This is a genomic window from Serratia sp. 22278 (assembly GCF_052045405.1).
Taxonomy (GTDB): domain Bacteria; phylum Pseudomonadota; class Gammaproteobacteria; order Enterobacterales; family Enterobacteriaceae; genus Serratia; species Serratia marcescens.
Genome location: NZ_JBQEOW010000010.1, coordinates 60,377 through 84,086, shown reverse-complemented (window position 1 = coordinate 84,086; position 23,710 = coordinate 60,377). Strand labels below are relative to the sequence as shown.

General features: G+C 59.8%; 25 protein-coding genes. 15 read left to right on the top strand and 10 right to left on the bottom strand.

Annotated elements, in window-relative coordinates; genetic code table 11:
- Nucleotides 1–108 precede the first annotated feature (108 nt).
- Complete coding sequence (bsmA, locus tag ACTJJ6_RS17905; protein WP_016929352.1) at nt 109–417, bottom strand: biofilm peroxide resistance protein BsmA; 309 nt, start codon at nt 415–417, stop codon at nt 109–111.
- A 127-nt stretch (nt 418–544) separates the two neighbouring features.
- On the opposite strand from bsmA, the gene yjfP reads away from it, so the two are divergent.
- The gene (gene yjfP / locus ACTJJ6_RS17900; protein WP_016929351.1) at nt 545–1,297 is read left to right on the top strand and encodes an esterase; all 753 of its coding nucleotides are present in this window, start codon (nt 545–547) and stop codon (nt 1,295–1,297) included.
- Between the two features lie 124 nt (nt 1,298–1,421).
- On the top strand, nt 1,422–1,796 hold the full coding sequence (locus ACTJJ6_RS17895) for a hypothetical protein (RefSeq protein ID WP_016929350.1): 375 nt from the start codon (nt 1,422–1,424) through the stop codon (nt 1,794–1,796).
- A gap of 98 nt (nt 1,797–1,894) precedes the next feature.
- Here the strand turns inward: ACTJJ6_RS17895 and ACTJJ6_RS17890 are convergent, their stop codons facing one another.
- Together ACTJJ6_RS17890 and ACTJJ6_RS17885 are read right to left on the bottom strand one after the other, a co-directional pair.
- Complete coding sequence (locus ACTJJ6_RS17890; protein ID WP_004933636.1) at nt 1,895–2,161, bottom strand: DUF1471 domain-containing protein; 267 nt, start codon at nt 2,159–2,161, stop codon at nt 1,895–1,897.
- Nucleotides 2,162–2,171: 10 nt separating this feature from the next.
- Entirely contained in the window at nt 2,172–2,378 is a 207-nt protein-coding gene (locus tag ACTJJ6_RS17885; RefSeq protein WP_126186680.1) for a hypothetical protein, read from the bottom strand.
- A gap of 236 nt (nt 2,379–2,614) precedes the next feature.
- Between ACTJJ6_RS17885 and rpsF the strand changes: the two genes are divergently transcribed.
- From rpsF to ACTJJ6_RS17860, 5 genes are all read left to right on the top strand, one after another.
- Nucleotides 2,615–3,013 carry a 30S ribosomal protein S6 gene (gene rpsF / locus ACTJJ6_RS17880; RefSeq protein WP_004933634.1) on the top strand — a complete coding sequence of 133 codons (399 nt, stop codon included), beginning with the start codon at nt 2,615–2,617 and terminating at the stop codon, nt 3,011–3,013.
- 8 nt (nt 3,014–3,021) lie between these two features.
- On the top strand, nt 3,022–3,339 hold the full coding sequence (priB, locus tag ACTJJ6_RS17875; protein ID WP_049233092.1) for a primosomal replication protein N: 318 nt from the start codon (nt 3,022–3,024) through the stop codon (nt 3,337–3,339).
- A 4-nt stretch (nt 3,340–3,343) separates the two neighbouring features.
- Nucleotides 3,344–3,571, top strand: coding sequence for a 30S ribosomal protein S18 (gene rpsR, locus ACTJJ6_RS17870; protein WP_000135199.1), 228 nt, complete (start codon nt 3,344–3,346; stop codon nt 3,569–3,571).
- A 39-nt stretch (nt 3,572–3,610) separates the two neighbouring features.
- Nucleotides 3,611–4,063: a 50S ribosomal protein L9 gene (rplI, locus tag ACTJJ6_RS17865; RefSeq protein WP_004933629.1), complete on the top strand. Its 453-nt coding sequence runs from the start codon at nt 3,611–3,613 to the stop codon at nt 4,061–4,063.
- A gap of 111 nt (nt 4,064–4,174) precedes the next feature.
- The gene (locus tag ACTJJ6_RS17860) at nt 4,175–4,528 is read left to right on the top strand and encodes a DUF488 domain-containing protein (RefSeq protein ID WP_016929349.1); all 354 of its coding nucleotides are present in this window, start codon (nt 4,175–4,177) and stop codon (nt 4,526–4,528) included.
- A 3-nt stretch (nt 4,529–4,531) separates the two neighbouring features.
- Here the strand turns inward: ACTJJ6_RS17860 and ACTJJ6_RS17855 are convergent, their stop codons facing one another.
- A complete protein-coding gene (locus ACTJJ6_RS17855) occupies nt 4,532–5,206 on the bottom strand; it encodes an OapA family protein (RefSeq protein ID WP_049300852.1) in 675 nt (224 codons plus the stop codon).
- A gap of 267 nt (nt 5,207–5,473) precedes the next feature.
- Between ACTJJ6_RS17855 and fklB the strand changes: the two genes are divergently transcribed.
- A complete protein-coding gene (gene fklB / locus ACTJJ6_RS17850; protein ID WP_004933618.1) occupies nt 5,474–6,094 on the top strand; it encodes an FKBP-type peptidyl-prolyl cis-trans isomerase in 621 nt (206 codons plus the stop codon).
- A gap of 98 nt (nt 6,095–6,192) precedes the next feature.
- On the opposite strand, the gene ACTJJ6_RS17845 is transcribed toward fklB, so the two are convergent.
- Nucleotides 6,193–8,145, bottom strand: coding sequence for a bifunctional 2',3'-cyclic-nucleotide 2'-phosphodiesterase/3'-nucleotidase (locus ACTJJ6_RS17845; RefSeq protein ID WP_337055640.1), 1,953 nt, complete (start codon nt 8,143–8,145; stop codon nt 6,193–6,195).
- Between the two features lie 255 nt (nt 8,146–8,400).
- Here ACTJJ6_RS17845 and cysQ point away from each other — a divergent pair, with 255 nt between their 5' ends.
- A complete protein-coding gene (gene cysQ / locus ACTJJ6_RS17840) occupies nt 8,401–9,141 on the top strand; it encodes a 3'(2'),5'-bisphosphate nucleotidase CysQ (RefSeq protein ID WP_004933611.1) in 741 nt (246 codons plus the stop codon).
- Nucleotide 9,142: 1 nt separating this feature from the next.
- Here the strand turns inward: cysQ and ACTJJ6_RS17835 are convergent, their stop codons facing one another.
- The gene (locus tag ACTJJ6_RS17835) at nt 9,143–9,700 is read right to left on the bottom strand and encodes a YtfJ family protein (protein ID WP_025159587.1); all 558 of its coding nucleotides are present in this window, start codon (nt 9,698–9,700) and stop codon (nt 9,143–9,145) included.
- A 330-nt stretch (nt 9,701–10,030) separates the two neighbouring features.
- Here ACTJJ6_RS17835 and ACTJJ6_RS17830 point away from each other — a divergent pair, with 330 nt between their 5' ends.
- Nucleotides 10,031–10,237, top strand: a complete 207-nt coding sequence (locus ACTJJ6_RS17830; protein WP_004933604.1) for a DUF1107 domain-containing protein — start codon at nt 10,031–10,033, stop codon at nt 10,235–10,237.
- 68 nt (nt 10,238–10,305) lie between these two features.
- Here ACTJJ6_RS17830 and ACTJJ6_RS17825 read toward each other — a convergent pair whose 3' ends face one another.
- On the bottom strand, nt 10,306–11,637 hold the full coding sequence (locus ACTJJ6_RS17825; protein WP_016929344.1) for a hemolysin family protein: 1,332 nt from the start codon (nt 11,635–11,637) through the stop codon (nt 10,306–10,308).
- Between the two features lie 180 nt (nt 11,638–11,817).
- Entirely contained in the window at nt 11,818–12,456 is a 639-nt protein-coding gene (gene msrA, locus ACTJJ6_RS17820) for a peptide-methionine (S)-S-oxide reductase MsrA (RefSeq protein WP_086013601.1), read from the bottom strand.
- A gap of 307 nt (nt 12,457–12,763) precedes the next feature.
- On the opposite strand from msrA, the gene tamA reads away from it, so the two are divergent.
- The 3 genes from tamA to ACTJJ6_RS17805 are packed head-to-tail and all read left to right on the top strand — an operon-like array spanning nt 12,764 to nt 18,647.
- Nucleotides 12,764–14,482: an autotransporter assembly complex protein TamA gene (gene tamA / locus ACTJJ6_RS17815; RefSeq protein ID WP_249339672.1), complete on the top strand. Its 1,719-nt coding sequence runs from the start codon at nt 12,764–12,766 to the stop codon at nt 14,480–14,482.
- Nucleotides 14,479–18,297, top strand: coding sequence for an autotransporter assembly complex protein TamB (gene tamB / locus ACTJJ6_RS17810; RefSeq protein ID WP_306376555.1), 3,819 nt, complete (start codon nt 14,479–14,481; stop codon nt 18,295–18,297). The genes tamA and tamB overlap by 4 nt, the downstream gene beginning before the upstream one ends.
- 2 nt (nt 18,298–18,299) lie before the next feature.
- A complete protein-coding gene (locus ACTJJ6_RS17805; RefSeq protein WP_004933596.1) occupies nt 18,300–18,647 on the top strand; it encodes a gamma-glutamylcyclotransferase family protein in 348 nt (115 codons plus the stop codon).
- A 52-nt stretch (nt 18,648–18,699) separates the two neighbouring features.
- Here the strand turns inward: ACTJJ6_RS17805 and ppa are convergent, their stop codons facing one another.
- Nucleotides 18,700–19,230 (bottom strand): inorganic diphosphatase, encoded by a 531-nt coding sequence (gene ppa, locus ACTJJ6_RS17800; protein WP_004933594.1) that lies wholly within the window; start codon nt 19,228–19,230, stop codon nt 18,700–18,702.
- 260 nt (nt 19,231–19,490) lie between these two features.
- Between ppa and ACTJJ6_RS17795 the strand changes: the two genes are divergently transcribed.
- Nucleotides 19,491–21,044 (top strand): methyl-accepting chemotaxis protein, encoded by a 1,554-nt coding sequence (locus ACTJJ6_RS17795; protein WP_016929339.1) that lies wholly within the window; start codon nt 19,491–19,493, stop codon nt 21,042–21,044.
- A 45-nt stretch (nt 21,045–21,089) separates the two neighbouring features.
- Here the strand turns inward: ACTJJ6_RS17795 and fbp are convergent, their stop codons facing one another.
- Entirely contained in the window at nt 21,090–22,094 is a 1,005-nt protein-coding gene (fbp, locus tag ACTJJ6_RS17790) for a class 1 fructose-bisphosphatase (RefSeq protein WP_004933587.1), read from the bottom strand.
- A 169-nt stretch (nt 22,095–22,263) separates the two neighbouring features.
- Between fbp and mpl the strand changes: the two genes are divergently transcribed.
- Nucleotides 22,264–23,643, top strand: coding sequence for a UDP-N-acetylmuramate:L-alanyl-gamma-D-glutamyl-meso-diaminopimelate ligase (mpl, locus tag ACTJJ6_RS17785; protein WP_016929338.1), 1,380 nt, complete (start codon nt 22,264–22,266; stop codon nt 23,641–23,643).
- The last annotated feature ends 67 nt before the right edge of the window (nt 23,644–23,710 follow it).

Below are 23,710 nucleotides of genomic sequence, written 5' to 3'. Positions count from 1 at the left end.
CAGATCCTGAATCGACACCCGCAACATGCGGCATGCTGTCCCTCAGTGTGCAACACCCTTCTTCAGCCAGTGCAAAGCCAGTGTAAATCTGCTTAAACAATCCCCGCCTTAACGATACAGGAGCGCCTGGGAATACCATTGGCCCGGCACGACGGTTTCGCTGTTCATGATGATCACGTAATAACGGGCGCCGGCGGCGGTGGCCTTGCGCTGGATCTCCGCTTCCACGTCCATCGGGCTGCCGCGCACTACGGCGGTGACGGTGCCGATTTTCACCAGTTTGGCGGTCTGCGCGCGGACGATCTCCTGCGCCTGTGCGGTGGGCGGCGGCGGCGGTTTCGGCGTGGTGGTCATGATGCCGCAGGCGGAAAGCTGTGCGGCCAGCGTCAGGGCGATGAGTGTGCGGACAAATGTCATGGGAACCTCGAAAGAGCCGGTGCGATGGCTTCAGTGTAACGCAATATAAGCTGGAACAGATTGAGCTAACGCTGGCTGGCGCAAGTTTGTCATGATGAATGCCAATAGGTGAGTTGAGGATGAGCGGATGATTGAAATTCATGACGAGCGGGTGGGCGATATTGCGGTGATCCATGCGGTGCCGGCGGGGCAGTATCATCGGCCGCTGCCGACGGTGTTCTTCTGCCATGGTTATACCTCATCGAAAGAGGTGTACGCCTACTTCGCCTATGCGCTGGCGCGCGCCGGTTTTCGGGCGGTGCTGCCGGATGCCGATCGGCACGGCGAGCGGTTCGACGGCGATGAGACGCGGCGCCTGGCGTCGTTCTGGGAGATCCTGCGCAGCAATATCGACGAACTGCCGCAGATCAAGGCGCATTTTGAGCGGCTTGGCCTGATAGCCGACGGACGCATCGGCGTCGCCGGCGCCTCAATGGGCGGCATGACCGCGCTCGGCGCCTTCGCGCGCTTCCCGTGGATCCGGGCGGCCGCCAGCCTGATGGGCTCAGGTTATTACCGTTCGCTGGCGCAAACGCTGTATCCGCCGTTGGACGAAGAGGGCGAGGCACTCTCGCCAGCGGCGTTTGCGGCGCGCACCGCCGTGCTGGCGGAATATGAGCTGGAGGGGCATTTGGAGACGATTGCCGGGCGGCCACTGCTGCTGTGGCACGGCGAGACGGACGACGTGGTGCCGGCGGCTGACAGCCAGCGTTTGGCGGCTGAACTGCGGCGGCAAGGCGCGGACGGTCGTTTGACATCGCTCATCGAATCGGGGGTGAAGCACCGCATCACGCCGCTGGCGCTGTCCGCCACGGCCGACTTTTTCCGCCGCGAACTGTGATGCGCCGACGGGCACGATGCATGGAATTGCGCCGCTCTGTGCGGGCTGTTTCGGGCATTGTTTCATGCATGTCGGAGGAGAATGTCAGCGTGAGTTCTTTCAGGGGCAGCAAGGAGCGGAGAGCATGATAAAGGGTATCAGCAATACGGCCGAGACAGCGCGCGGGCTGGCGGGAACGATGAAAGCGCGCGCCGAGCTTAACTCAGCGGCCTTCAGCGAGATGCTGGGGGCAGCCGACGGCAAGGCGCGGCAAAACAAGGCGCATCCGCTGTCGCGCATCACCGCGCAGACGGTGCAAAACATGACGGCGCTGTTCGCCTCCGCGCCGAAAGCGGCGGCCACGCAAACCGCGAAGGCCGGCTCGCTCTCCTTCGAGCAGCGGGCGACGCTGGAGGAAAGCGCCGAACTGCTGCAGGCACGGACAGACTATCTGCGGATGGCGCTGCAATTGCACAATCCGGGCAAGGCGTTCAGTGCGCCGACGTTGCTCAAACTGTGATGGGTGAGGAAGTGGAGCGCCCGACAGGCGGCGCTCCGGTGCGGACTGAACGGGCTTTCTGATGAAGCCCTGGGATTTCCCTGGCGTGGCGCGTCTCTTTAGCGGTACAGCTCGGCGCTGACGTGCATCGTGCTGTTGTCGCCCGGTTCGTGCAGGGCGATGATGCGATAAGAGCTTGCGCCGCGTTGATCGGCGATTTTACTGACCTGGCTGCTGGCGTCGTCCGGCGAAACCACATTCTGGTTCAGGGTGACGAAGCCGACGCTTTGGCGTTGGTCGGCCTGGTGCGAGGTGATCTCCGTCGCGGCCATCACGTTGGCGGAGAACAGGGCGGCCAGCGCCGTCGCGAGAATAATGCGTTTCATAGTGCCTCTCTTACTTTTTGCCGTTACGGCCTGACAGCGAGTGTCGCTGCGGCAAAAAGTCATTTATCTGCATTGAATAACCTGGGATCTTTTTCGTCGCGCTGTCTGCGGCGGATATGGTTAATTTTAGTCCGTTGCCGGCGATTAAAAAGCGGGGTGTTTTGAAGGCATCTTTCAAAAAAAATGAAATAGATTTGTGACTCAGCGCTGATTTCATTGAAAGATTTTTGAAACTGATGGATCGGCGTACATAGGTTCACTCACGAGCAAATCGTGCTATTTCCCATAGCGCCTCGCATTAACGCGAATAAAACCCACGCAGTCCTTGAGTTTCCCGCCCTGCGTCAGTATGATTACGCGTCATTTTTCAGCCGCACACTAAACACGTTCCTTGCTTCCATGGGCCGCGGTTGACCCTGACAGGAGGCTGAATAATCCGTAAGGAGCAATTCGATGCGTCATTACGAAATCGTTTTTATGGTCCATCCTGACCAAAGCGAACAGGTTCCGGGCATGATCGAGCGTTACAGTGCTACCATCACTAACGCGCAAGGTCAGATTCACCGTCTGGAAGACTGGGGCCGCCGTCAGCTGGCTTATCCGATCAACAAACTGCACAAAGCTCACTACGTTCTGCTGAACGTTGAAGCGCCGCAGGAAGCGATCGATGAGCTGGAAACTAACTTCCGCTTCAACGACGCCGTTATCCGCAGCATGGTTATGCGCGTTAAGCACGCGGTAACTGAAGCATCTCCGATGGTTAAAGCGAAAGACGAACGTCGTGGCGATCGCCGCGAAGACTTCGCTAACGAAACCGCAGATGATGCAGATGCTGGGGATTCTGAAGAGTAATTGCCGCCGTGACGGCTAATCGTCTGGTTTTGTCGGGCACTGTGTGCAAGGCGCCGGTTCGAAAAGTGAGTCCTTCCGGGATACCGCACTGCCAATTTGTGCTAGAGCACCGTTCGCAGCAGATGGAAGCCGGATTCAGCAGACAAGCATGGTGCCGAATGCCCGTGGTTGTCAGTGGACAACAGTCACAAGCACTAACTCAAAGATTAACGGTCGGCAGTCAGATTACCGTGCAAGGCTTTGTAAGCTGCCATCAAGGGCGCAACGGGCTGAGCAAATTGGTTCTGCATGCCGAGCAGATTGAATTGATAGATTCTGGAGACTAGCCAAATGGCACGTTATTTCCGTCGTCGCAAGTTCTGCCGTTTCACCGCGGAAGGCGTTCAAGAGATTGACTATAAAGACATCGCTACGCTGAAAAACTACATCACCGAAAGTGGTAAAATTGTACCGAGCCGTATCACCGGTACTCGTGCAAAATATCAGCGCCAGCTGGCCCGTGCTATCAAGCGCGCGCGCTACCTGTCTTTGTTGCCGTACACTGATCGTCATCAGTAATCGGCCACTGTCCATTAACGACTTTGAGAGGATAAGGTAATGCAAGTTATTCTGCTTGATAAAGTAGCAAACCTGGGCAGCCTGGGTGATCAAGTTAACGTTAAAGCGGGCTACGCTCGTAACTTCCTGGTACCACAGGGCAAAGCTGTTCCTGCTACCAAGAAAAACGTTGAGTTCTTCGAAGCACGCCGTGCTGAACTGGAAGCCAAACTGGCTGACGTTCTGGCTGCTGCTGAAGCTCGCGCAACCAAGATCAACGAACTGGGTTCAGTCACCATCGCTTCCAAATCTGGCGACGAAGGTAAACTGTTCGGCTCTATCGGCACCCGCGACATCGCTGACGCAGTGACTGCGGCAGGCGTTGAAGTTGCCAAGAGCGAAGTTCGTCTGCCGAACGGCGTTCTGCGTACCACTGGCGAGCACGAAGTGCACTTCCAGGTACACAGCGACGTGTTCGCACAGCTGAATGTAGTTGTGGTTGCAGAAGCGTAATTTACGCTGCTGTTAACCCGGTTAAAACGCCAGCCTCGCGCTGGCGTTTTGCTTTTCTGCGCCTGGCAAAACGCGCTACGCTTGAAGACGGGATGAAAAGGAGAGCGTGCGATGGCAACGATTACGCTACAGCGGGTTTACGATTTCAGCGCGCCGGCGCCGGAACATTGTTATCTGATAGACCGGCTATGGCCGCGCGGCATCAGCAAAGAGCGGTTGACGGGCGTGCAGTGGTTGAAACAGGTGGCGCCGGATGACGAGCTGCGCAAGTGGTTCCATCAGCATACCGACCAGTGGGAAGCCTTTGAGACGCGATACCGCCAACAGCTGGCGGCCAACGACGCCTGGCAGCCGCTGGTGGCGCTGTTACGGCAGGGGCAAGCGCTGACGCTGCTGTATGGCAGTAAAGATACCGAGCACAACCAGGGCGTGGTGCTGCGCGAGTTTCTGCTGGCGCAGCTGTAGAGATTAGCGTTCCCGGCGGTAGCTGCCGTCGGCCTGGCGGCGGAACAGCGCCTGGCTATTGTCTGCCGTGGTGACCGACAGCGCGCTAATCACGCCGTTGGCGTCGCGTTCAATGCGCACTTCCTGGCCGGCTTTCATGTTGCTCAGCGGCTTGTCGCCGCCTTCCACCTGCGCCATGGCGAACACTTCATTCACCGGCAGATTGTTGTCGCGAAACAGTTGGGCCAGGGTCTGGCCGGGCTGGATCTGATAACGCTGCCAGTTGCCCGCCGGCGTCGGTTCGTTGGCCGGCGTGGCGGCGCCACCGCCGTTTTGCAGCTCAGCCTGCAGCGGCACGCTGGTTTCCTGCTGAGAGACCGGGAACGGTTGTCTTTCGGGCGAGTAGGGCCACAGCAACGCCAGCAGCAGAATGATGCCGAAGATCAGCACCCAGCGGCGGTGAAAGTAGGGCAGTGGTTCCATCCAATGGAAACCGTCCGGCAGATGCCAGATTTTGGCCAGCAGCGCTTTGACCCGCTGCATCTTGTCGTTGGCCGACGGCGGTTCCGATGGCGACTCCGCGTCTTCCTGCGTGGGTGCGGCGCCCGGTTTCAGGCGCTGGCTGATGTTCAGCCAGGTGCGCAGCAGCGGCTGGTAGATGCGGGTGGTTTTCCTTCTCCTGGGCGCGATTCTGCCCATGGTGACCTCTCTTCGACGGCGTAATAATCAGTGCGGCGCGTTAAACGCGTCGCCTGCCCGATATCCTGCCTTCAGTATAGTCCGCTAACTGATTGAAGTGAAAGGCGGCTGAGCGGCAGAGCCGGGGTTTGCGGCTGCGGGCGTTAACAGAAGGTTATTGTTTCTTTTTCTACGACAAAAGTCATCATTCTCCACACAAGATTTTACCCGGCATTGACGCGCTGTTATGCTGCGCTTTCGACTTTTTACAGACTTAAGGAAAACCCCATGACAACCCCTTCTTTTGACAGCGTTGAAGCGCAAGCAAGTTACGGGATTGGTTTACAGGTAGGCCAGCAGCTGCAAGAGTCCGGGCTGGAAGGTTTGCAACCGGAAGCTTTGCTGGCGGGTTTGCGTGACGCGCTGGAAGGGAATGCCCCGGCGGTTCCGGTAGACGTGGTGCACCGTGCGCTGCGTGAAATCCACGAGCGTGCTGACGCGGTGCGCCGCGAGCGCCAGCAGGCGATGGCGGTTGAAGGCCAGAAATTCCTGGACGACAACGCCAAGCGCGACGACGTGACGCTGACCGAGTCTGGCCTGCAGTTCTCCGTGCTGGAGCAGGGCAACGGCCCAATTCCGTCCCGTCAGGATCGCGTGCGGGTGCACTACACCGGTCGCTTGATCAACGGCGACGTGTTCGACAGCTCGGTTGAGCGCGGCCAGCCGGCGGAATTCCCGGTCAGCGGCGTGATCCCTGGCTGGATCGAAGCGCTGACCCTGATGCCGGTCGGTTCCAAATGGCAGCTGTATATCCCGCACAACCTGGCCTACGGCGAGCGTGGCGCAGGCGCGTCCATTCCGCCGTTCAGCGCGCTGGTGTTCGACGTCGAGCTGCTGGAAATCCTGTAATCCCACCGAGGATTGTTCTGGGCGCCTTCGTGGCGCCCTTATTTTATGCGCCGCGCTGGCGAGCGATGAATGGCCGGGCGCGCCGGCCATAAACCGCGTCACTTACCGCTTAAATCGATGCGATAAACCGCGAAGCCGATGCTGTCGCTGCCTGCGGCGCTCATCGGATATTGGGCGTGCGCTTTGACAAACCTTGTCGCTTTGTCCGAAGGCGAGGTCTCGAAGCGGATATCCAGCGGTTGCTGGCTGCTGAAGTTCGCCAAACGCCAGTTGTTGTCCGCCTGCGGGCGCACCGCGCCATGCCGCTGAGTTTCGGCGCTGATGTAGGCCGCCAGCACCGAGCGGTTTTCATCCGGCGAAGCGAAGGCGATATGTTTGTCGCCGGTGCCGGCAAACTTGCCGCCGTAGGCGCGGTAGTTGTTGGTGGCGACCAGGAAGGTGGCGTTCGGATCGATCGGCTTACCGTTGAAGGTCAGCCGCTTGATACGCTCCGCCTTGTCGTTGATCAGTTGGCATTCGCCGTCGTAGCGCGCCGGTTGACTGACGTCGATCTGGTAGTTGACGCCGTCGATCACGTCGAAGTTATAGGTGCGGAAGCCGTCCCAGTTGATCAAGCCCTGCGGCTTGGCGCTGTTGACGTCGATCTGGTTGAACTGGCCGGCGGAGCACTCCAGCCACTCTTTCACCTCTTTGCCGCTCGCCTTCACCACCACCAACGTATTGGGGTAGAGATAGAGATCGGCGGCGTTGCGGAAGGTGAGCTGGCCTTTTTCCACTTCGACGAAGCTGGCGGGATCGTTCTTGCGGCCGCCGACCTTGAACGGCGCCGCCGCCGACAGCACCGGCAGATCGGCTAGATCCGGATCGCCCTGGATGTAATGTTCGACGTAGGCTTTCTGTGCATTGTTGACGATTTGCACCGTCGGATCGTCCTGCACCAGCGCCAGGTAGCTGTACATGTTGCCGTCGGATTTACCGATCGGCTGGCTGACGAACTCGCGCGTGCCTTTGTGATCGTCCGCCAATACCTTCACCAGCGCGGCATCTTCCGCCGCCAGCGATTTCTTGTTTTCTTTGTCGTAGATCGGCCGCGCTTCCGCGTTGGCGGCGGTCACTTTCCAGCTGCCGCCATCGTTGTTGAGCTGCAGGTCGACCACGCCGAGATGATCGCCCCATTGTCCCGGCATCACCGCCGGCACACCGTTCAGCAGACCTTTGTCGATATCCGCGCCTTTTATGTTGGCAAAGTCCTTGCTCGGGAACACCGCATGAGCGTGGCCGAACATGATGGCGTCGATGCCCGGCACCTGGCTGAGGTAATAGACTGAGTTTTCCGCCATCGCCTTGTAAGGCTCGCTGGACAGCCCGGAATGCGGGATCGCCACCACCAGATCGGCGCCCTCTTTACGCATCTGCGGCACGTAGCGCTTGGCGGTGGCGGTGATGTCGTCCACCGTCACTTTGCCCTGCAGGTTGGCCTTGTCCCACACCAGGATCTGCGGCGGCACGAAGCCGATGTAGCCGATGCGCAGCGTATGCGCCTTGCCGTCGCGGTCTTTCACCGGCGTATCGACGATGATGTACGGCGTGAACAGCGGTTTTTGCGTTTTGGCGTCGATGACGTTGGCGTTGATATACGGGAATTTGGCGCCGGCGATGGCGTTCTTCAGGTAGTCCAGCCCATAGTTGAACTCATGGTTGCCGATGTTGCCGACGACGTAGTCCAGCGTGTTCATCGCCTTATAGACCGGGTGCACGTCGCCCGGTTTCAGCCCCTTGGCCGCCATGTAGTCGCCGAGCGGGCTGCCCTGAATGATGTCGCCGTTGTCCACCAACACCGCGTTGGCGGCCTGCTGGCGCGCCTGTTGGATCAGGCTGGCGGTGCGCACCAGGCCGAACTTGTCGGTCGGCGTGTCCTTGTAGTAATCGAAGTCCATCATATTGCTGTGCAGATCGGTGGTTTCCAGCACGCGCAGATCGACGGTGGCCGCTTGCGCGGAGGCGCACACCAGCAGCGCAAGCGCGGACAGCGTCAGTGGATGCTTCATCATTTGGGGTTCTCTCCATTCCATTATTCGAGTGTTATCGCAGAGGGAAATGTAATTAACATTGCTTGCCACAGCAAACTGTGAAGTGTGGCAGAAAACGGCGGCGGGTAACGCGGGGAAGTTCACAGTTGTGCCCAACAAGAACTGAGGAATTCCCGGGGCTTAGGCGGTTGAGATGGATATTCGGCGTAAAAAAAACTAGTCTGCTAGCAGAGACAGGGGGAAATTTCCCACGGAGATGCGGAGTTGAGGTGCATGATGTTAGAGCGAATTTGCCAACTGTCCCGCGAGGCGGGGGCGGCGATCATGGCGGTGTACGACGGTGAACAACCGCTTGATGTCGCACAGAAAAAAGATGATTCACCGGTGACGGCGGCCGATCTGGCGGCGCATCACATCATCAAGCGCGGCCTGGCGGCGCTGACGCCCGAGGTGCCGCTGCTGTCGGAAGAGGATCCGCCGGCGTGGGAAGAGCGCCGCAGCTGGACGCGTTACTGGCTGGTCGATCCGCTGGACGGCACCAAAGAGTTTTTGCACCGCAACGGCGAGTTCACGGTCAATATCGCCCTGATTGAAGACGGGCAGGCGGTGATGGGGGTGGTGTACGCCCCGGCGATCGACGTGTTGTATCTGGCGGAGCGCGGCAAGGCCTGGAAAGAAGAGAAGGGCGTGCGGCAGGCGATCGGCGTCAGCAACGCGCATCCGCCGCTGGTGGTGGTGAGCCGCTCGCATATCGACGACGAACTGAAAGATTATTTGCAGCAGCTGGGCGAGCACCAGACCGTGTCAGTCGGTTCCTCGCTGAAGTTCTGTCTGGTGGCGGAAGGCAAGGCGCAGCTATATCCGCGCTTCGGGCCGACCAACATTTGGGATACCGCCGCAGGGCATGCGGTGGCGGTGGCCGCCGGGGCGCAAATTCACGATTGGCAGGGTAAGCCATTGCTCTATACCCCGCGTGAATCTTTCCTCAACCCCGGCTTCCGGGTGTCGCTGTTCTGAGTTAGTTCGCCAACAACTGGTGCAGTTTGGACATCACCTGCTGCACCTCTTCCGGCGTCAGCGCGCCGTCTTTGGCGAACTGGATGCGCCCTTGCTTATCCAGCACCACGATGGCGGAGCCTTTCGGCTGCAGATCCCAGGCTTTGCGCACGTTACCGTCGCTGTCGACGATAAACTGCGACCATGGGAACTCCTTCTTGCTGTCTTCAATGCTGCTGCGCACGAACATCGCCGTGCCCATCAGGGCATCGTCGGTGTTGACGATTGTCGTCGTTTGGTAACGATCGTGTGGTAGCTTCGCTTTCTTGATCGCTTCAATCAGTGGGTCGTTCATGTCTTTGGCGGAGCTGCGGCCGGCAATATGTTGTATCACTCGCACTTTTCCACTGAGCTGCGCGCTGTTCCAGTTTTGGTAGCTAAAATTACCGTCAGCGTAATTGAGCTCTCCTTTGTCGCTGACGCCGACCGGCGCCACGCGCTGCTGGAGCTGGAAGTTGTGCGCGGAAGCGAAAAGCGGGGCGAGCAGCAGGGATACCATCAGCATGCGACTTGTTTTCATGCTTTCTCCTTGTAATGGGGGGAATTTGTGCGACAGCACTTCGACAGCCTAAAGCATAGGATGTGATAAGAGGTCTGTCCTGTTAACCGGATCGCAGATTTTCCCTTGGTTCGCTAATCATCAGATTTTGAAGGGATATCCTGAAAACGTTATAAATTATCATATACAATTCTGTCAAAAAGTGTAAATCCAGCGTAGAAATCCGGGCGGAAGTGAACGTTCTGGTCTTTACTGGGTCTACTACATGCAATCAAGTTGCGTTCTGAATTTCGAGGCTGCCACCTTTGGCGGCTCGCTGAGCGCATGGATCAACGGGAGGAGCGTAAAAGAATGAGAATCTTCCAGCGTTATAACCCTTTGAAAGTGGCAAAGTACGTTAAGACCCTGTTTCGCGGAAGGCTGTATATCAAGGACGTGGGCGCATTTGAATTCGACGAGGGGAAAATCCTGCCGCCGAAGATTCGCGACAAGCGCCATTTCAGCGTGATGTCTGAAGTGAACCGTCAGGTGCTGCTGTTGCAGACCGAGATGGGGTGAACACCTCGCTGACAGCGGTAAAAAAATGCGGCCCCGATGGGGCCGCTGATGTTTTTGTCTTACCGCCGTCAGGCCGCAGGCGCGTCGTCCGGCGCTTTCGGCAGCACCGCCGCCGGTTTGTCGCTCAGCCGGGTGACCAGCAGCTGGTCTATCTTGTAGCTGTCGATATCCACCACTTCGAACTTGTAGCCGGCGTATTTGACGAAGTCGGTGCGTTTCGGGATCTTGCGCAGCATATACATCATAAAGCCGCCGATGGTTTCGTAGTTGCCCGCCTGAGGGAACTCATCGATGTCCAGCACGCGCATCACGTCGTCGATCGGCGTGCCGCCTTCAATCAGCCATGAGCTTTCGTCGCGCGCCACGATCTGCTCTTCCTGGCCCTGGCCGACCAGATCGCCCATCAGCGTGGTCATCACGTCGTTAAGCGTGATGATGCCCACCACCAACGCATATTCATTGAGGATCACCGCGAAGTCTTCGCCGGCGGTTTTGAAGCTTTCCAGCGCTTCGGACAGCGTCAGCGTATCCGGCACGATCAGCGCCGAGCGGATCTGCACGCCGCTGCTCAGCACCAGGCTCTGGTTGCCCAGCACGCGGTTCAGCAGGTCTTTGGAATCGACGTACCCCACCACCTGATCGATATGGCCGTCGCACACCAGGAACTTGGAGTGCGGATGGGTCGAGACCTTCTCCTTGATGCTCTCTTCGCTTTCGCGCAGATCGAAGTACACCACGCTTTCGCGCGAGGTCATCGAAGACGGCACGGTGCGCGATTCCAGTTCGAACACGTTTTCAATCAGCTCGTGCTCCTGCTTGCGCAGCACGCCCGCCAGGGCGCCGGCTTCCACCACCGCGTAGATGTCATCGGAGGTGATGTCGTCCTTACGCACCATCGGCAGCTTGAACATGCGGAAGATCAGGTTGGCCATGCCGTTGAAGAACCACACCAGCGGGCGGAAGATCATGATGGAGAAACGCATCGGGTTGATGATCCGGACGGCGACCGTCTCTGGTGCAATCATACCGATGCGCTTCGGGGTCAAATCGGCGAACAGGATAAACAGGCTGGTCACCAGCACGAAAGAGCAGATGAAGCTGACCTGTTCCGCCAATTCGGGCGACAGGAAACGATCGAACAACACCTTGAAGGTGGGAGAGAAAGCCGCGTCGCCCACGATACCGCCGAGGATGGCCACGGCGTTCAGGCCGATCTGCACCACGGTGAAGAAGATGCCAGGGGTTTCTTGCAGCTTGAGCACTCTGGCGGCGTTGACGTTACCTTCGTCAGCCATCAGCTTCAGTTTGATCTTGCGCGAGGCGGCCAGAGAGATTTCCGACAGTGAGAAGAACGCACTCACCGCGATCAGAAAAAGAATCAGTAAAATACTGTTTAACATAATCTATCCATACGTGCCGACGGGATGACGGCGCTCTTGAGGAAGGGTAGTACATAGTAAAAAAAGCAGCGATAACAACCAGAAGGGAAGCTATCGGGCCGCAGAAGCGGCCCGCATAGTATAGCAGTTGCCCCACAGGGGCCGCCAGCGGTTAAAAAAGTGCCGCCGGCCGGCATCAAATCAGCCCTGCGGCGGCAGGCAAACGCCGATGCCGCCCAGCCCGCAGTAGCCTTCCGGGTTCTTGTACAGGTACTGTTGGTGATCGTCTTCCGCGTAATAGAACGGCAGCGCCGGCGCGATCTCGGTGGTGATGACGCGCTTGTCGCCCGCCGCGTCCATCGCCTGCTGGAAGCGTTGCAGGCTGCTTTCCGCCTCGGCCTGCTGCTCAGGGCTCAGCGTATAAATCGCCGAGCGGTACTGCGTGCCGACGTCGCCGCCCTGGCGCATGCCCTGCGCCGGATCGTGATTTTCCCAGAACAGCTGCAGCAGCTGTTTGTAGCTGACGATCTGCGGATCGAACACCACGCGCACCACTTCGGCGTGGCCGGTCTGGCCGCTGCACACTTCGCGGTAGGTCGGGTTCGGCGTATAGCCGCCGCTGTAGCCGGCGGCGGTGCTGTAGACGCCCGGCTGTTGCCAGAACAGACGCTCAACGCCCCAGAAACAGCCCATGGCGAAGATCGCCACGTCCATGCCTGCCGGCACCTGGGTCATCGAGTGCTCGGTGACCACGTTGAGCGTTGCGACAGGCATTGGCGTGGTGCGGCCAGGCAGCGCGCTTGCCTTATCGACGGTTTGTGATTTATCAAAAAATGGCACCACGGTTGACTCCTGTTGTCACAGTAAGAATTGACCCTACATGGCGGTGGTTCGGTTGTATCTCACCGCGTCTTTGCCCACAATAAGCGGCAAGTTGGATTTTGTATAAGCTTAACGCAGTATTTTGAGCGCCAAAAGTGAAGAATTCGCCTGTTGCGCGGCGGTGGCAAAGCGCGGCGGGCGGCGTCCGGAATAAGGTTGAAGAGGGCTGCCGTCATGATAGCGCGGAGTCTGCCCTGGCCCCGGAGCGAACACCATAACAGGACAGTAAAATCAATAAGGAGAACACGTGCCAAAGTACCCGGTCATGTGCTTGATATCTGTGTTGCTTGCGGCACCTGCAGCCTATGCGGCCAACGTGCGGCTGCAGGTGGAGGGGTTAAGCGGAGAGTTGGAAAAAAACGTCCGGGTGCGGCTGTCGTCGATCACGCCTGAAGAGGTTGGCACCGACGGCCGCTTCCGCGCGCGGGTGGATGAGGCGGTGCGCCAGGGGCTGCGCGCGCTCGGCTATTACCAGCCGACCATCGAGTTTACGCTGGACGATCGGCCGGGGATGTCGCGCCCGGTGCTGCACGCCAAGGTCAATCCGGGCGAGCCGGTGCGCATCGCCGGCGCCAACATCGTGCTGGAGGGCGGCGCAAAGACCGATGAGGACTACCTGACGCTGGTAAAGAAGGGGCGGCCGACCATCGGCGAGATCCTCAACCACGGCAAGTATGACAGTTTCAAAGGCTCGCTGACCGGCCTGGCGCTGCGCAAAGGCTACTTCGACGCCGATATGACCAAAAGCCAGCTCGGCGTGGCCGAAGATCTGCACAAGGCGTTTTGGGATATCGATTTCAACAGCGGCGAACGTTACCGCTTCGGCAAGGTGAAATTCACCGGTTCGCAAATTCGCGAAGACTATCTGCAAAATCTGGTGCCCTTTCATCAGGGGGATTACTACAGTTCGGAGGATTTGGCCGAGCTGAATCGCCGTTTGTCCGCCACCAACTGGTTTAACTCGGTGGTGGTGTCCCCTGATTTCAACGATGCCAAAGAGAACAAGATTTTGCCGTTGGACGCGCTGGTGACGCCGCGCACGCGCAACACCGTCGAAACCGGTATCGGTTATTCCACCGACGTCGGCCCGCGGGTGAAAGGCACCTGGAAAAAGCCCTGGCTCAACGATCGCGGGCATAGCCTGGAAACCAGCGCCAGCGTGTCGGCGCCGGAGCAGCAGCTGGATCTGACCTATAAGATCCCGTTGCTGAAGAATCCGCTGGAGCAGTATTACCTGCTGCAGGGCGGGCTCAAGAACGTCGATCTTAACGACACCAAATCCGTGACCTCCAAAGTGGTGGCCTCGCGCAACTGGGATCTCTCCAGCGGCTGGCAGCGGGCGATCAACCTGACCTGGCGCTGGGATAACTTTACCCAGGGCAACGTCAGCAATACCACTATGCTGCTGTACCCCGGCGTCAGCTTCAACCGCACCCGTTCGCGCGGCGGGCTGATGCCGACCTGGGGCGACAGCCAGCGCTATTCCATCGACGTGTCCGACACCTCCTGGGGCTCCGGCGTGGACTTCGCGCTGATGCAGGCGCAGAACGTCTGGATCCGCACTCTGGCCGACAAGCACCGTTTTGTGGCGCGCGGGCAGGTGGGCTGGATCGAAACCAACGACTTCGACAAGGTGCCGCCGGATCTGCGTTTCTTCGCCGGCGGTGACCGCAGCATTCGCGGCTACAAGTACAAAGACATTTCGCCGCGCGGCGACGACGGCAAGCTGACCGGCGCCTCCAAGATGCTGACCGGCTCGCTGGAGTACCAATACAACGTGACCGGCAAATGGTGGGGGGCGATGTTCGTCGATTCCGGTGAAGCGGTGAACGATATCAAGCAGAGCAACTTCAAGACCGGCGCCGGCGTAGGCGTGCGCTGGCAGTCGCCGGTGGGGCCGGTGAAGCTGGATATCGCCGCGCCCGTGGGGGACAAGGACACCCACGGGATGCAGTTCTACATCGGTTTGGGGCCTGAACTATGAGCCTGATTAAAAAGATTTGCCTTGGATTTCTGGTCGTCCTGCTGTTGCTGATCGGCGGCCTGGCCTTCCTGGTGGGGACCACCACCGGTTTGCATATGGTCATCAACGGCGCGGCGCGCTGGGTGCCGGGGCTGGAGATCGCCGGCGTCAGCGGCGGCTGGCGCGATCTGACGCTGAAGGGCGTGAAGTATCAGATGCCGGGCGTGACGGTCAACGCCGGGCAATTCCATCTGTCCCTCGATCTCTCCTGCTTTAAACGCAGCTCGCTGTGCGTTAACGCCTTGACCGCTCAGGACGTGGACGTGGCGGTGAACACCAAAGAGATGGCGCCCTCCGCGCCGGTGGAGGAGAGCAGTGAGCCGACCACCAATCTCAGTACGCCTTATCCGATCACCCTGCGCCTGCTGGCGCTGAACAACGTCAAGGTCACCGTCGACGACACCGCCATTTCTCTGGCCGAGTTCCGCACCGGCGCGCAGTGGCAAGAGCGCGCGCTGACGCTGATGCCGACCAAGATCGGCTCGTTGCTGATCGCCTTGCCGAAAACGCCGCAAAATCCGTTGCCGGAAGCGGTGCAACCGGCGGTCGAGGTGGCGAAAAAGGTCGGTGAGCAGGTTACCGACGCGGCGAAACCGGCGCCGCAGCCGGAGGAGAAGCCGCTCGGCGAAACGCTGAAGGAACTGTTCGCCAAACCGCTGTTGCCGGATCTGCCGGACATCCGCCTGCCGCTGGATATCACCGTGAAAGAGATCAGCGGCGAACAGCTGCGCTTGACCGGCGATACCGACGTGCTGATCACGAGCCTGTTGCTGCAGGCCAGCACGCAGGATCAGCATATCCAGCTGGACAATTTCGACGTGAAGTCGCCGCAGGGCACGCTGTCGGTGCAGGGGCAGGCGACCCTGACCGGCGACTGGCCGGTGGCGCTGACCGCCAACAGCGCGTTGAACATTGACCCGCTGAAGGGCGAGAAGGTGAAACTGAACATCGGCGGCGGGTTGCGCGACGAGCTGAAGGTCGCGCTGAACCTGTCCGGCCCGGTCGGCGCCCAGCTCGATGTGCAAACTCGGCTGGCCGAAGCCGGCCTGCCGCTGGCGCTGACGCTGCAGAGCAAACAGCTGAAATGGCCGCTGAGCGGCGTGGCGCAGTACCAGGTCAACGATTTCCGCCTGCGCTTTAACGGCAAGGCGACCGATTACGCGCTGTCGACGCGCGCCAATCTGAAAGGCCAGGATCTGCCGCCGGCGGTGCTGACGCTGGACGGCAAGGGCAACGTCGAGCAGTTCAAGCTGGAGCGCCTGCGGCTGGCGGCGCTGCAGGGCAATACCGATCTCACCGCGCTGGTGGACTGGAGCAAGGCCATCAGCTGGACCTCGCAATTGACGCTGAGCGGCATCAATACCGCCAAGCAGTGGCCGGAATGGCCGGCGAAGCTGGATGGCAAGATCACCACGCGCGGCAGCCTGCACGGCGGCAGCTGGCAGCTGCAGGTGCCGGTGCTGCAGCTGGACGGCAATGTGAAGCAGAATAAGGTCACGGCGCGCGGCACGCTGAGCGGCAATGCCGCCGGGCAGTGGAAAATCCCCGGCATCGATCTGACGCTGGGGCGCAACCAGCTGAACGTCAAAGGGCAGCTGGACGAGAAGAGCTGGAACCTGGACGCCAACATCGACGCGCCGCGTCTGGACGGCGCGCTGCCGGGCCTCGGCGGCACCGCCAAAGGGCTGTTGAAACTGCGCGGCAATCTGCAGGCGCCGCAGCTGCTGGCGGATTTGACCGCTTCCGGCTTGCAGTGGCAGGCGCTGCGCATCAACCGCGTGAAGATCGACGGCGACGTGCGCTCGACGGATCAGATTCAGGGGCAGTTGGCGGTACGTGTCGAGCAGCTGAAGCAGGACGCGCTGGAGGTCAGCCTGCTGACCCTCGACGCCAAGGGCAGCGAGAAGCAGCACCAACTGCAGTTGAAGATCGACGGCAAACCGGTCTCCGGCCAGCTGGCGCTGCAGGGCAGCTTCGATCGTCAGCAGCAGCGCTGGCGCGGCAATTTGAACAATACCCGCTTCGATACGCCGGTAGGGGAGTGGCGCCTGACGCGCGCCATCGCGCTGGACTACCTGAACGCCGAGCAGAAAATCAGCGTCGGGCCGCACTGTTGGCAGAACCCGAACGCCGAGCTGTGCGTGCCAAAGACCATTGAAGCCGGCCAGAGCGGCCAGGCCAGCGTGGTGCTCAACCGGTTCGATCTGGCGATGATCAAGCCGTTCCTTGGCCCGGAAACCGCCCTGAGCGGCGTGTTCACCGGCCGGGCCGACGTCAGCTGGAAGCCGGGCGGCGCGCTGCCGGAGGCGAAAGTCACGCTCGCCGGCAACGGCGTCAAAGTGGTGCAGCAGGTGCAGGGCAATGCGCTGCCGATCGCCTTCGATACGCTGACCCTCAACGCCGGCCTGAACAACGGCCGCGCGCAGGCCGACTGGCGGATCAAACTGACCAACAACGGCCAGTTCGACGGCAATATCCAGGTGGCGGATCCGCAGGTGCGGCGCACCATCAGCGGCAATGTCAATATCACCAACATTTCGCTGGCGCTGATCAACCCGGCGCTGATGAAGGGCGAAAGCGCGGCGGGCATGCTGAACGCCAACCTGCGTCTGGGCGGCAGCGCGCAGAAGCCGCTGGTGTTCGGGCGTCTGGCGTTGGATCGGGCGAAGGTGCAGGGGCACTGGATGCCGTTCGATATGACCGACGCGCGGCTGGCGGTGAATTTCAACGGCATGACCTCGACGCTGGAAGGGCTGCTCAGCACCACGCGCGGCCAGCTGAATCTGGCGGGCGATGCCGACTGGCGTGACATCAACGCCTGGCGCGCGCGCATTGCCGCCAAGGGTGACAAGCTGCGGGTGACGGTGCCGCCGATGATCCGCATCGACGTCTCGCCGGATCTGGTGTTCGAAGCCACGCCGCAGCTGTTCTCGCTCAACGGCAAGGTCGACATTCCCTGGGCGCGCATCACGGTGCAGGAGCTGCCGGAAAGCGCGGTGGGCGTCTCTTCCGACGAAGTCATGCTGGACGATCAGCTGAAGCCGATTCAACCGAAGACCGCCTCGATCCCGATCAACAGCAACCTGATGATCCACGTCGGCAACGACGTGCGGCTGGACGCCTTTGGCCTGAAAGCCCGCTTGAAGGGCGATTTGAAAGTGGTACAGGACAAGAAAGGGCTGGGCCTCAACGGCCAGATTGACATCCCTTCCGGTCGCTTCCATGCTTATGGTCAGGATTTGATCGTGCGTAAAGGGCAACTGATGTTCTCCGGCCCGCCGGATCAGCCGCTGCTCAATATCGAAGCGATCCGCAACCCGGAATCCACCGAGGACGACGTGACCGCCGGCGTGCGCGTGACCGGCCTGGCGGATGCGCCGAAGCTGGAAGTGTTCTCCGATCCGGCCAAATCGCAACAGGAAGCCCTGTCTTATCTGCTGCGCGGCCAGGGCTTGAACAGCTCCGGCGCCGACGGCAACGCCATGACGTCGATGTTAATCGGCATGGGGGTTGCACAAAGTGGTCAACTTGTGGGTAAAATCGGCGAGGCATTCGGCGTGAGTAATTTGGCTCTGGACACCCAAGGGGTTGGCGACAATTCCCAGGTTGTCGTGAGCGGCTATGTCCTCCCAGGCTTACAAGTAAAATATGGGGTGGGCATTTTCGACTCGCTGGCCACGCTGACGTTGCGTTATCGCCTGATGCCTAAGTTGTATCTTGAAGCGGTGTCTGGTCTCGACCAGGCATTAGATTTGCTCTATCAGTTTGAGTTTTAGCGATGCGAATAATTGTCTACGGCAGTTTACGGCGCAAACAGGGAAACAGCCATTGGATGACCAACGCCCAATGGCTCGGCGAGCACGAGCTCGAAGGCTATCAGATTTATAATCTGGGCCATTACCCGGCGGCGATCCCTGGAGAGGGCACGATACATTGCGAAGTGTATCGTATTAACTCATCGATTCTGGCAGAGCTGGACGAACTGAAAAGCAACACCAAGGACTATAAGCGCGAGCTGATTCAGACGCCTTATGGGAGTGCGTGGATCTACCTGTATAAACACAGCGTGGACGGTTACCCGCGAATTACCAGCGGTGACTGGCTGAAACGCCTCGAAGATCAGTAATAAAAAAACACCGCTCAATGAGCGGTGTTTTTTCATCGGACGGCGGCGAAAATTACTTCTTGGCAGCGCGTTCGAAGGAGGCGATGATTTCCGCTTTAGCCGCAGCAGCGTCTGCCCAGCCTTCCACTTTCACCCATTTGCCTTTTTCCAGATCTTTGTAGTGCTCGAAGAAGTGAGCGATCTGGGCTTTCAGCAGTTCCGGCAGGTCGTTCACGTCTTTCACGTGATCGTACTCTTTGGTCAGCTTGCTGTGCGGTACCGCAACCAGCTTGGCGTCTTCACCGGCTTCGTCGGTCATCTTCAGCACGCCAACCGGACGGCAGCGGATCACGGAGCCCGGCTGCAGCGGGTATGGGGTTGGAACCAGCACGTCAACCGGATCACCGTCCAGAGACAGAGTGTGGTTGATGTAGCCGTAGTTGCACGGGTAGAACATCGCGGTGGACATGAAACGGTCAACGAACAGCGCGCCGGTTTCTTTGTCGATTTCGTATTTGATTGGATCGGCGTTGGCCGGGATTTCGATTACTACGTAGATGTCTTCCGGCAGGTCTTTGCCAGCAGGGACCAGATTCAAGCTCATGTCGGTTTCCTTTAATCATCAAACCAGAAATGGAGTGGCGGCTATTATAGCGGACTCTTTTGCGATTTCCTGCCCTTTTCATCGTCGAAAACCCCGCGTGCCGGCGCAGGGATAATTTCCAGATAAATCCCGCCACGGCATGAAGTTTTGTCTCCGCCTGCCGATAACTTCAACAAACAATAATGAGCCAGCAAAGCTGGCTCCGCGTTTTGCCACCCCTACTACGTCTGATCTCACTATTCTGAAGCCGGGAAGAACTCATGCTAAAAAAGATTACTGTGAAGGCTGGGCTGATCGCCCTGCTGAGCCTGATGACCATGCTGCTGATCATGGTCAGCGTTATTGGCGTCAACGCGATTAACGAAGGATCGCGCTCGATCCATACCTTAAACCAGATCCTCGGCGAAGAGCTGGGCTCGCTGGCCAACAGCTCCAACCTGACGCTGCGCGCTCGCACCGCCGCCTCGCTGGCGGTGCGCCAACGGGAGATCGGCCAGATCGATGTCGCTGACGCCACCGTGGGCCGCATTTACGGCTACCTCGAGCAGTCGAACAAGGAAATGGCGCGCTTTGTCGGCGTCGGCACCGTGACCGAGCGCGGCCGTGAACTCTCCAATCGTCTGCAAAACAGCTATCGCGCCTACCTCGAGCAGGGCGTGAAGCCGATGGCCGCCGCCATCAAGGCCGGTAAAATCGATGAGTATTACCATATTCAGGAGACCCGCATCTCTGCGTTGAGCATCGCGTTTGAAAAGGATCTCAGCGATTTCCGCAGCTTCGCCATGAAGCTCGGCGAAAAGCAGGTGTATGACGCGGAAAACAACGCCAGCACCAAGATCTCGCTGATCGTGGTGGCGGGCCTGCTCAGCGTGCTGCTGGCGGTGCTGGCCTGGTTCGCGCTGCGCGTGATCATTTTGCGCCCGTTGGACGAGTCCATCGCGCAGTTGGAACACATCGCCGGCGGCGATCTGACCCATGAGATCCGTGGTGAGGGCGATACCGAGATGGGCCGCCTGGTGCGGGCGATGCAGCGCATGCAGCAGGCGTTGGCCAGTTCGGTCAGTAAAGTGCGTGACGCCAGCAGCCAGATCGACACCGGTTCGCGCGAACTGGCGGCCGGCAACCTGCATCTGGCGCAGCGTACCGAAGAGTCGGCCGCGTCGCTGGAAGAGACCGCCGCCAGCATGGAACAGCTGACTTCGACGGTGAAAATGAACGCCGAGAACTGCGAGCAGGCCAATCAGCTGGCGCTGAGCGTGTCCGATATCGCCAACCAGGGCAGCGACGTGGTCAGTCAGGTCATGAGCAAGATGCAGGCGATCACCGACAGCTCGCGCCGCATCGCCGACATCATCAGCGTGATGGACGGCATCGCCTTCCAGACCAATATCCTGGCGCTGAACGCAGCGGTGGAAGCGGCGCGCGCCGGCGAACAGGGCCGCGGTTTCGCGGTGGTGGCCGGCGAAGTGCGCAATCTGGCGCAGCGCAGCGCCCAGTCGGCGAAAGAGATCAAAGGGTTGATCGAAGCGTCGCAGAACCGGGTGCAGGAAGGCGAGCAGATGGTGGAGTCGGCGGCGCAGACCATGAGCGGTATCACCGGTGAAGTGGGCCGGGTGACGGCGTTGATGCGTGAGATCTCGGCGGCGACGCGCGAACAAAGCAGCGGTATCGAACAGGTGAACCTGGCGGTGGCGCAGATGGATCAGGTGGCGCAACAGAATGCGGCGCTGGTGGAGGAGTCTGCGGCGGCGACGCGCTCGCTGGAAGATCAGGCTCAGCTGCTGGCGCAGAGCATGGCGGCGTTCAAGCTGTAAGGCGATAAGGGTTCGGCGTGGCGCCGAACCCTTGCCAGAAACGCGTTACTCGTCCGGGTTTTCGGCGATGAAGCGTTCTGCGTCTTCTACCATCGACTTGGTGCCGACGAAGAATGGCGCGCGCTGGTGCAGTTTCACCGGCGTGATGTCCAGAATGCGATTTTTGCCGTCGCTGGCCTTGCCGCCGGCCTGTTCGGCCAGGAACGCCATCGGGTTGCATTCGTACAGCAGGCGCAGCTTGCCTTGCGGGTGGCTGGCGGTGCTTGGGTAGATGTAGATGCCGCCTTTCAGCAGGTTGCGGTGGAAGTCCGCCACCAGAGAACCGATGTAGCGCGAGGTGTAAGGGCGCTGCGTCGCTTCATCCTGCTCCTGGCAGTATTTGATGTATTTCTTCACGCCGAGAGGGAACTTGATGTAGTTGCCTTCGTTGATGGAATACATGTTGCCGCTCGCCGGGAAGCGCACTTTCTCGTGAGAGAGACAGAACACGCCCAGAGACGGATCGTACGTGAAGGCGTGGACGCCGTAACCGGTGGTGTACACCAGCATGGTGGACGAGCCGTAAACCACGTAACCCGCTGCGACCTGGGCGCTGCCCGGCTGCAGGAAGTCTTCTTCGGTCACCGGCGTGCCGACCGGCGTGATGCGACGATAGATAGAGAAAATCGTACCGACCGAGACGTTGACATCGATGTTGGACGAACCGTCCAACGGATCCATCAATACGACATACTTGGCATTTTCAGCTCGCTCGCCGTCGAATATCACGATTTCATCTTCTTCTTCGGAAGCGATACCCGCAACTTCACCACGCGCTTTCAACGCCGCTTTCAGTTTTTCGTTCGCGTACAGGTCCAGTTTCATCTGAACTTCGCCCTGTACGTTGGACACCCCGCTGGTCCCCAGAATATCAACCAGGCCGGCCTTGTTGATGTCGCGGTGGATGATTTTGGCGCCCAGTTTAATGGCAGAAAGTAACGCAGTCAGCTCGCCGGTGGCGTGCGAGAAGTCGTGCTGTTTCTCGACGATAAATTCGCCTAACGTTTTCATGACACAATCCCTGAATCTACGGATGGATAGCGGCCTGTTAACAAACCGCCAACGTTTTCGCGAGCAGTGTAGCCCAAAGATGCGCGCCATTCATAGGCAAATCCATTTCTTCTGGACGATTCTGAGCGTTAGAATATGCCGACATTCGATGCACTCACATGAGAAACCTATGCGCATTCACATTCTTGGGATCTGTGGCACCTTTATGGGCGGGCTAGCGATGCTGGCGCGCTCACTGGGGCATGACGTCACCGGTTCGGACGCCAACGTCTATCCGCCGATGAGCACGCTGCTGGAGAACCAGGGGATCGATCTGATTCAGGGTTATGATCCCGCCCAGCTGGATCCGGCGCCGGATCTGGTGATCATCGGCAACGCCATGACGCGCGGTAACCCGTGCGTGGAGGCGGTGCTGGAGCGCGGTATCCCTTACGTTTCCGGCCCGCAGTGGCTGCACGATGCCGTGTTGCGCGATCGCTGGGTACTGGCGGTCGCCGGCACCCACGGCAAAACCACCACCGCCGGCATGGCGACCTGGATCCTCGAAGCCTGCGGCTACCAGCCCGGCTTCGTCATCGGCGGCGTGCCGGGCAACTTCGACGTCTCGGCCCGCCTCGGCGGCAGCCCGTTCTTCGTGATCGAGGCCGACGAGTATGACTGCGCGTTCTTCGACAAACGCTCCAAGTTCGTGCACTACAGCCCGCGCACGCTGATCATGAACAACCTGGAGTTCGACCACGCCGATATCTTCGACGATCTGAAAGCCATCCAGAAACAGTTCCACCACCTGGTGCGCCTGGTGCCGGGCAAAGGCAAGATCATCCTGCCGGACAACGACAGCCACCTGAAGCAGGTGATGGCGATGGGCTGCTGGAGCGAACAGGAGCTGGTGGGCGAAGAGGGCGCCTGGCGCGCGCAGAAGCTGACGCCGGACGCCAGCCATTACGCGGTGTTCCTCGACGGCGAGCAGGTCGGCGAAGTGAACTGGGCGCTGGTGGGCGAGCACAACATGCATAACGGCCTGATGGCCATCGCCGCGACCCGTCACGTCGGCGTGCAGCCGGCGGACGCCTGCCGCGCGTTGGGCGATTTCATCAACGCCCGCCGCCGCCTGGAGCTGCGTGGCGAAGCCAACGGCGTCACGGTTTACGACGATTTCGCGCACCACCCGACGGCGATCCTGGCCACTCTGGCCGCGCTGCGCGGCAAGGTCGGCGGCACGGCGCGCATTCTGGCGGTGCTGGAGCCGCGATCCAACACCATGAAAATGGGCATCAGCAAAAACGATCTGGCGCCTTCGCTCGGCCGCGCCGACGAAGTGTTCCTGTTCCAGCCGCACCACATTCCGTGGCAGGTCGCGGAAGTGGCGGATGCCTGCGTGCAGCCGGCGCATTGGAGCGCGGATCTCGATACGCTGGTGGAGATGGTGGTGAAAACTGCGCAGCCGGGCGACCACATTCTGGTGATGAGCAACGGCGGTTTCGGCGGCATTCACGATCGCTTGCTGGACGCGTTGGCGAAAAAGCAGGAACCGAAGGTGACCTACTGATCGTTCAGCCGCATAAACCAATCTAAGGGCCGCATTCGCGGCCTTTTTTACGCCCATAAAAAAGCCC

Excerpts from the sequence above, each read along its gene's own strand:
- ppa (WP_004933594.1), bottom strand. The coding sequence starts at position 19,230 with ATGAGCTTGAATCTGGTCCCTGCTGGCAAAGACCTGCCGGAAGACATC.
- ACTJJ6_RS17830 (WP_004933604.1), top strand. The coding sequence starts at position 10,031 with ATGAGAATCTTCCAGCGTTATAACCCTTTGAAAGTGGCAAAGTACGTT.
- rpsR (WP_000135199.1), top strand. The coding sequence starts at position 3,344 with ATGGCACGTTATTTCCGTCGTCGCAAGTTCTGCCGTTTCACCGCGGAA.
- ACTJJ6_RS17825 (WP_016929344.1), bottom strand. The coding sequence starts at position 11,637 with ATGTTAAACAGTATTTTACTGATTCTTTTTCTGATCGCGGTGAGTGCG.
- fklB (WP_004933618.1), top strand. The coding sequence starts at position 5,474 with ATGACAACCCCTTCTTTTGACAGCGTTGAAGCGCAAGCAAGTTACGGG.
- bsmA (WP_016929352.1), bottom strand. The coding sequence starts at position 417 with ATGACATTTGTCCGCACACTCATCGCCCTGACGCTGGCCGCACAGCTT.
- ACTJJ6_RS17890 (WP_004933636.1), bottom strand. The coding sequence starts at position 2,161 with ATGAAACGCATTATTCTCGCGACGGCGCTGGCCGCCCTGTTCTCCGCC.
- rplI (WP_004933629.1), top strand. The coding sequence starts at position 3,611 with ATGCAAGTTATTCTGCTTGATAAAGTAGCAAACCTGGGCAGCCTGGGT.
- rpsF (WP_004933634.1), top strand. The coding sequence starts at position 2,615 with ATGCGTCATTACGAAATCGTTTTTATGGTCCATCCTGACCAAAGCGAA.
- ACTJJ6_RS17795 (WP_016929339.1), top strand. The coding sequence starts at position 19,491 with ATGCTAAAAAAGATTACTGTGAAGGCTGGGCTGATCGCCCTGCTGAGC.
- cysQ (WP_004933611.1), top strand. The coding sequence starts at position 8,401 with ATGTTAGAGCGAATTTGCCAACTGTCCCGCGAGGCGGGGGCGGCGATC.
- fbp (WP_004933587.1), bottom strand. The coding sequence starts at position 22,094 with ATGAAAACGTTAGGCGAATTTATCGTCGAGAAACAGCACGACTTCTCG.
- ACTJJ6_RS17845 (WP_337055640.1), bottom strand. The coding sequence starts at position 8,145 with ATGATGAAGCATCCACTGACGCTGTCCGCGCTTGCGCTGCTGGTGTGC.
- ACTJJ6_RS17855 (WP_049300852.1), bottom strand. The coding sequence starts at position 5,206 with ATGGGCAGAATCGCGCCCAGGAGAAGGAAAACCACCCGCATCTACCAG.
- ACTJJ6_RS17805 (WP_004933596.1), top strand. The coding sequence starts at position 18,300 with ATGCGAATAATTGTCTACGGCAGTTTACGGCGCAAACAGGGAAACAGC.
- ACTJJ6_RS17895 (WP_016929350.1), top strand. The coding sequence starts at position 1,422 with ATGATAAAGGGTATCAGCAATACGGCCGAGACAGCGCGCGGGCTGGCG.
- tamB (WP_306376555.1), top strand. The coding sequence starts at position 14,479 with ATGAGCCTGATTAAAAAGATTTGCCTTGGATTTCTGGTCGTCCTGCTG.
- tamA (WP_249339672.1), top strand. The coding sequence starts at position 12,764 with ATGTGCTTGATATCTGTGTTGCTTGCGGCACCTGCAGCCTATGCGGCC.
- ACTJJ6_RS17885 (WP_126186680.1), bottom strand. The coding sequence starts at position 2,378 with ATGAAATCAGCGCTGAGTCACAAATCTATTTCATTTTTTTTGAAAGAT.
- mpl (WP_016929338.1), top strand. The coding sequence starts at position 22,264 with ATGCGCATTCACATTCTTGGGATCTGTGGCACCTTTATGGGCGGGCTA.
- ACTJJ6_RS17835 (WP_025159587.1), bottom strand. The coding sequence starts at position 9,700 with ATGAAAACAAGTCGCATGCTGATGGTATCCCTGCTGCTCGCCCCGCTT.
- ACTJJ6_RS17860 (WP_016929349.1), top strand. The coding sequence starts at position 4,175 with ATGGCAACGATTACGCTACAGCGGGTTTACGATTTCAGCGCGCCGGCG.
- yjfP (WP_016929351.1), top strand. The coding sequence starts at position 545 with ATGATTGAAATTCATGACGAGCGGGTGGGCGATATTGCGGTGATCCAT.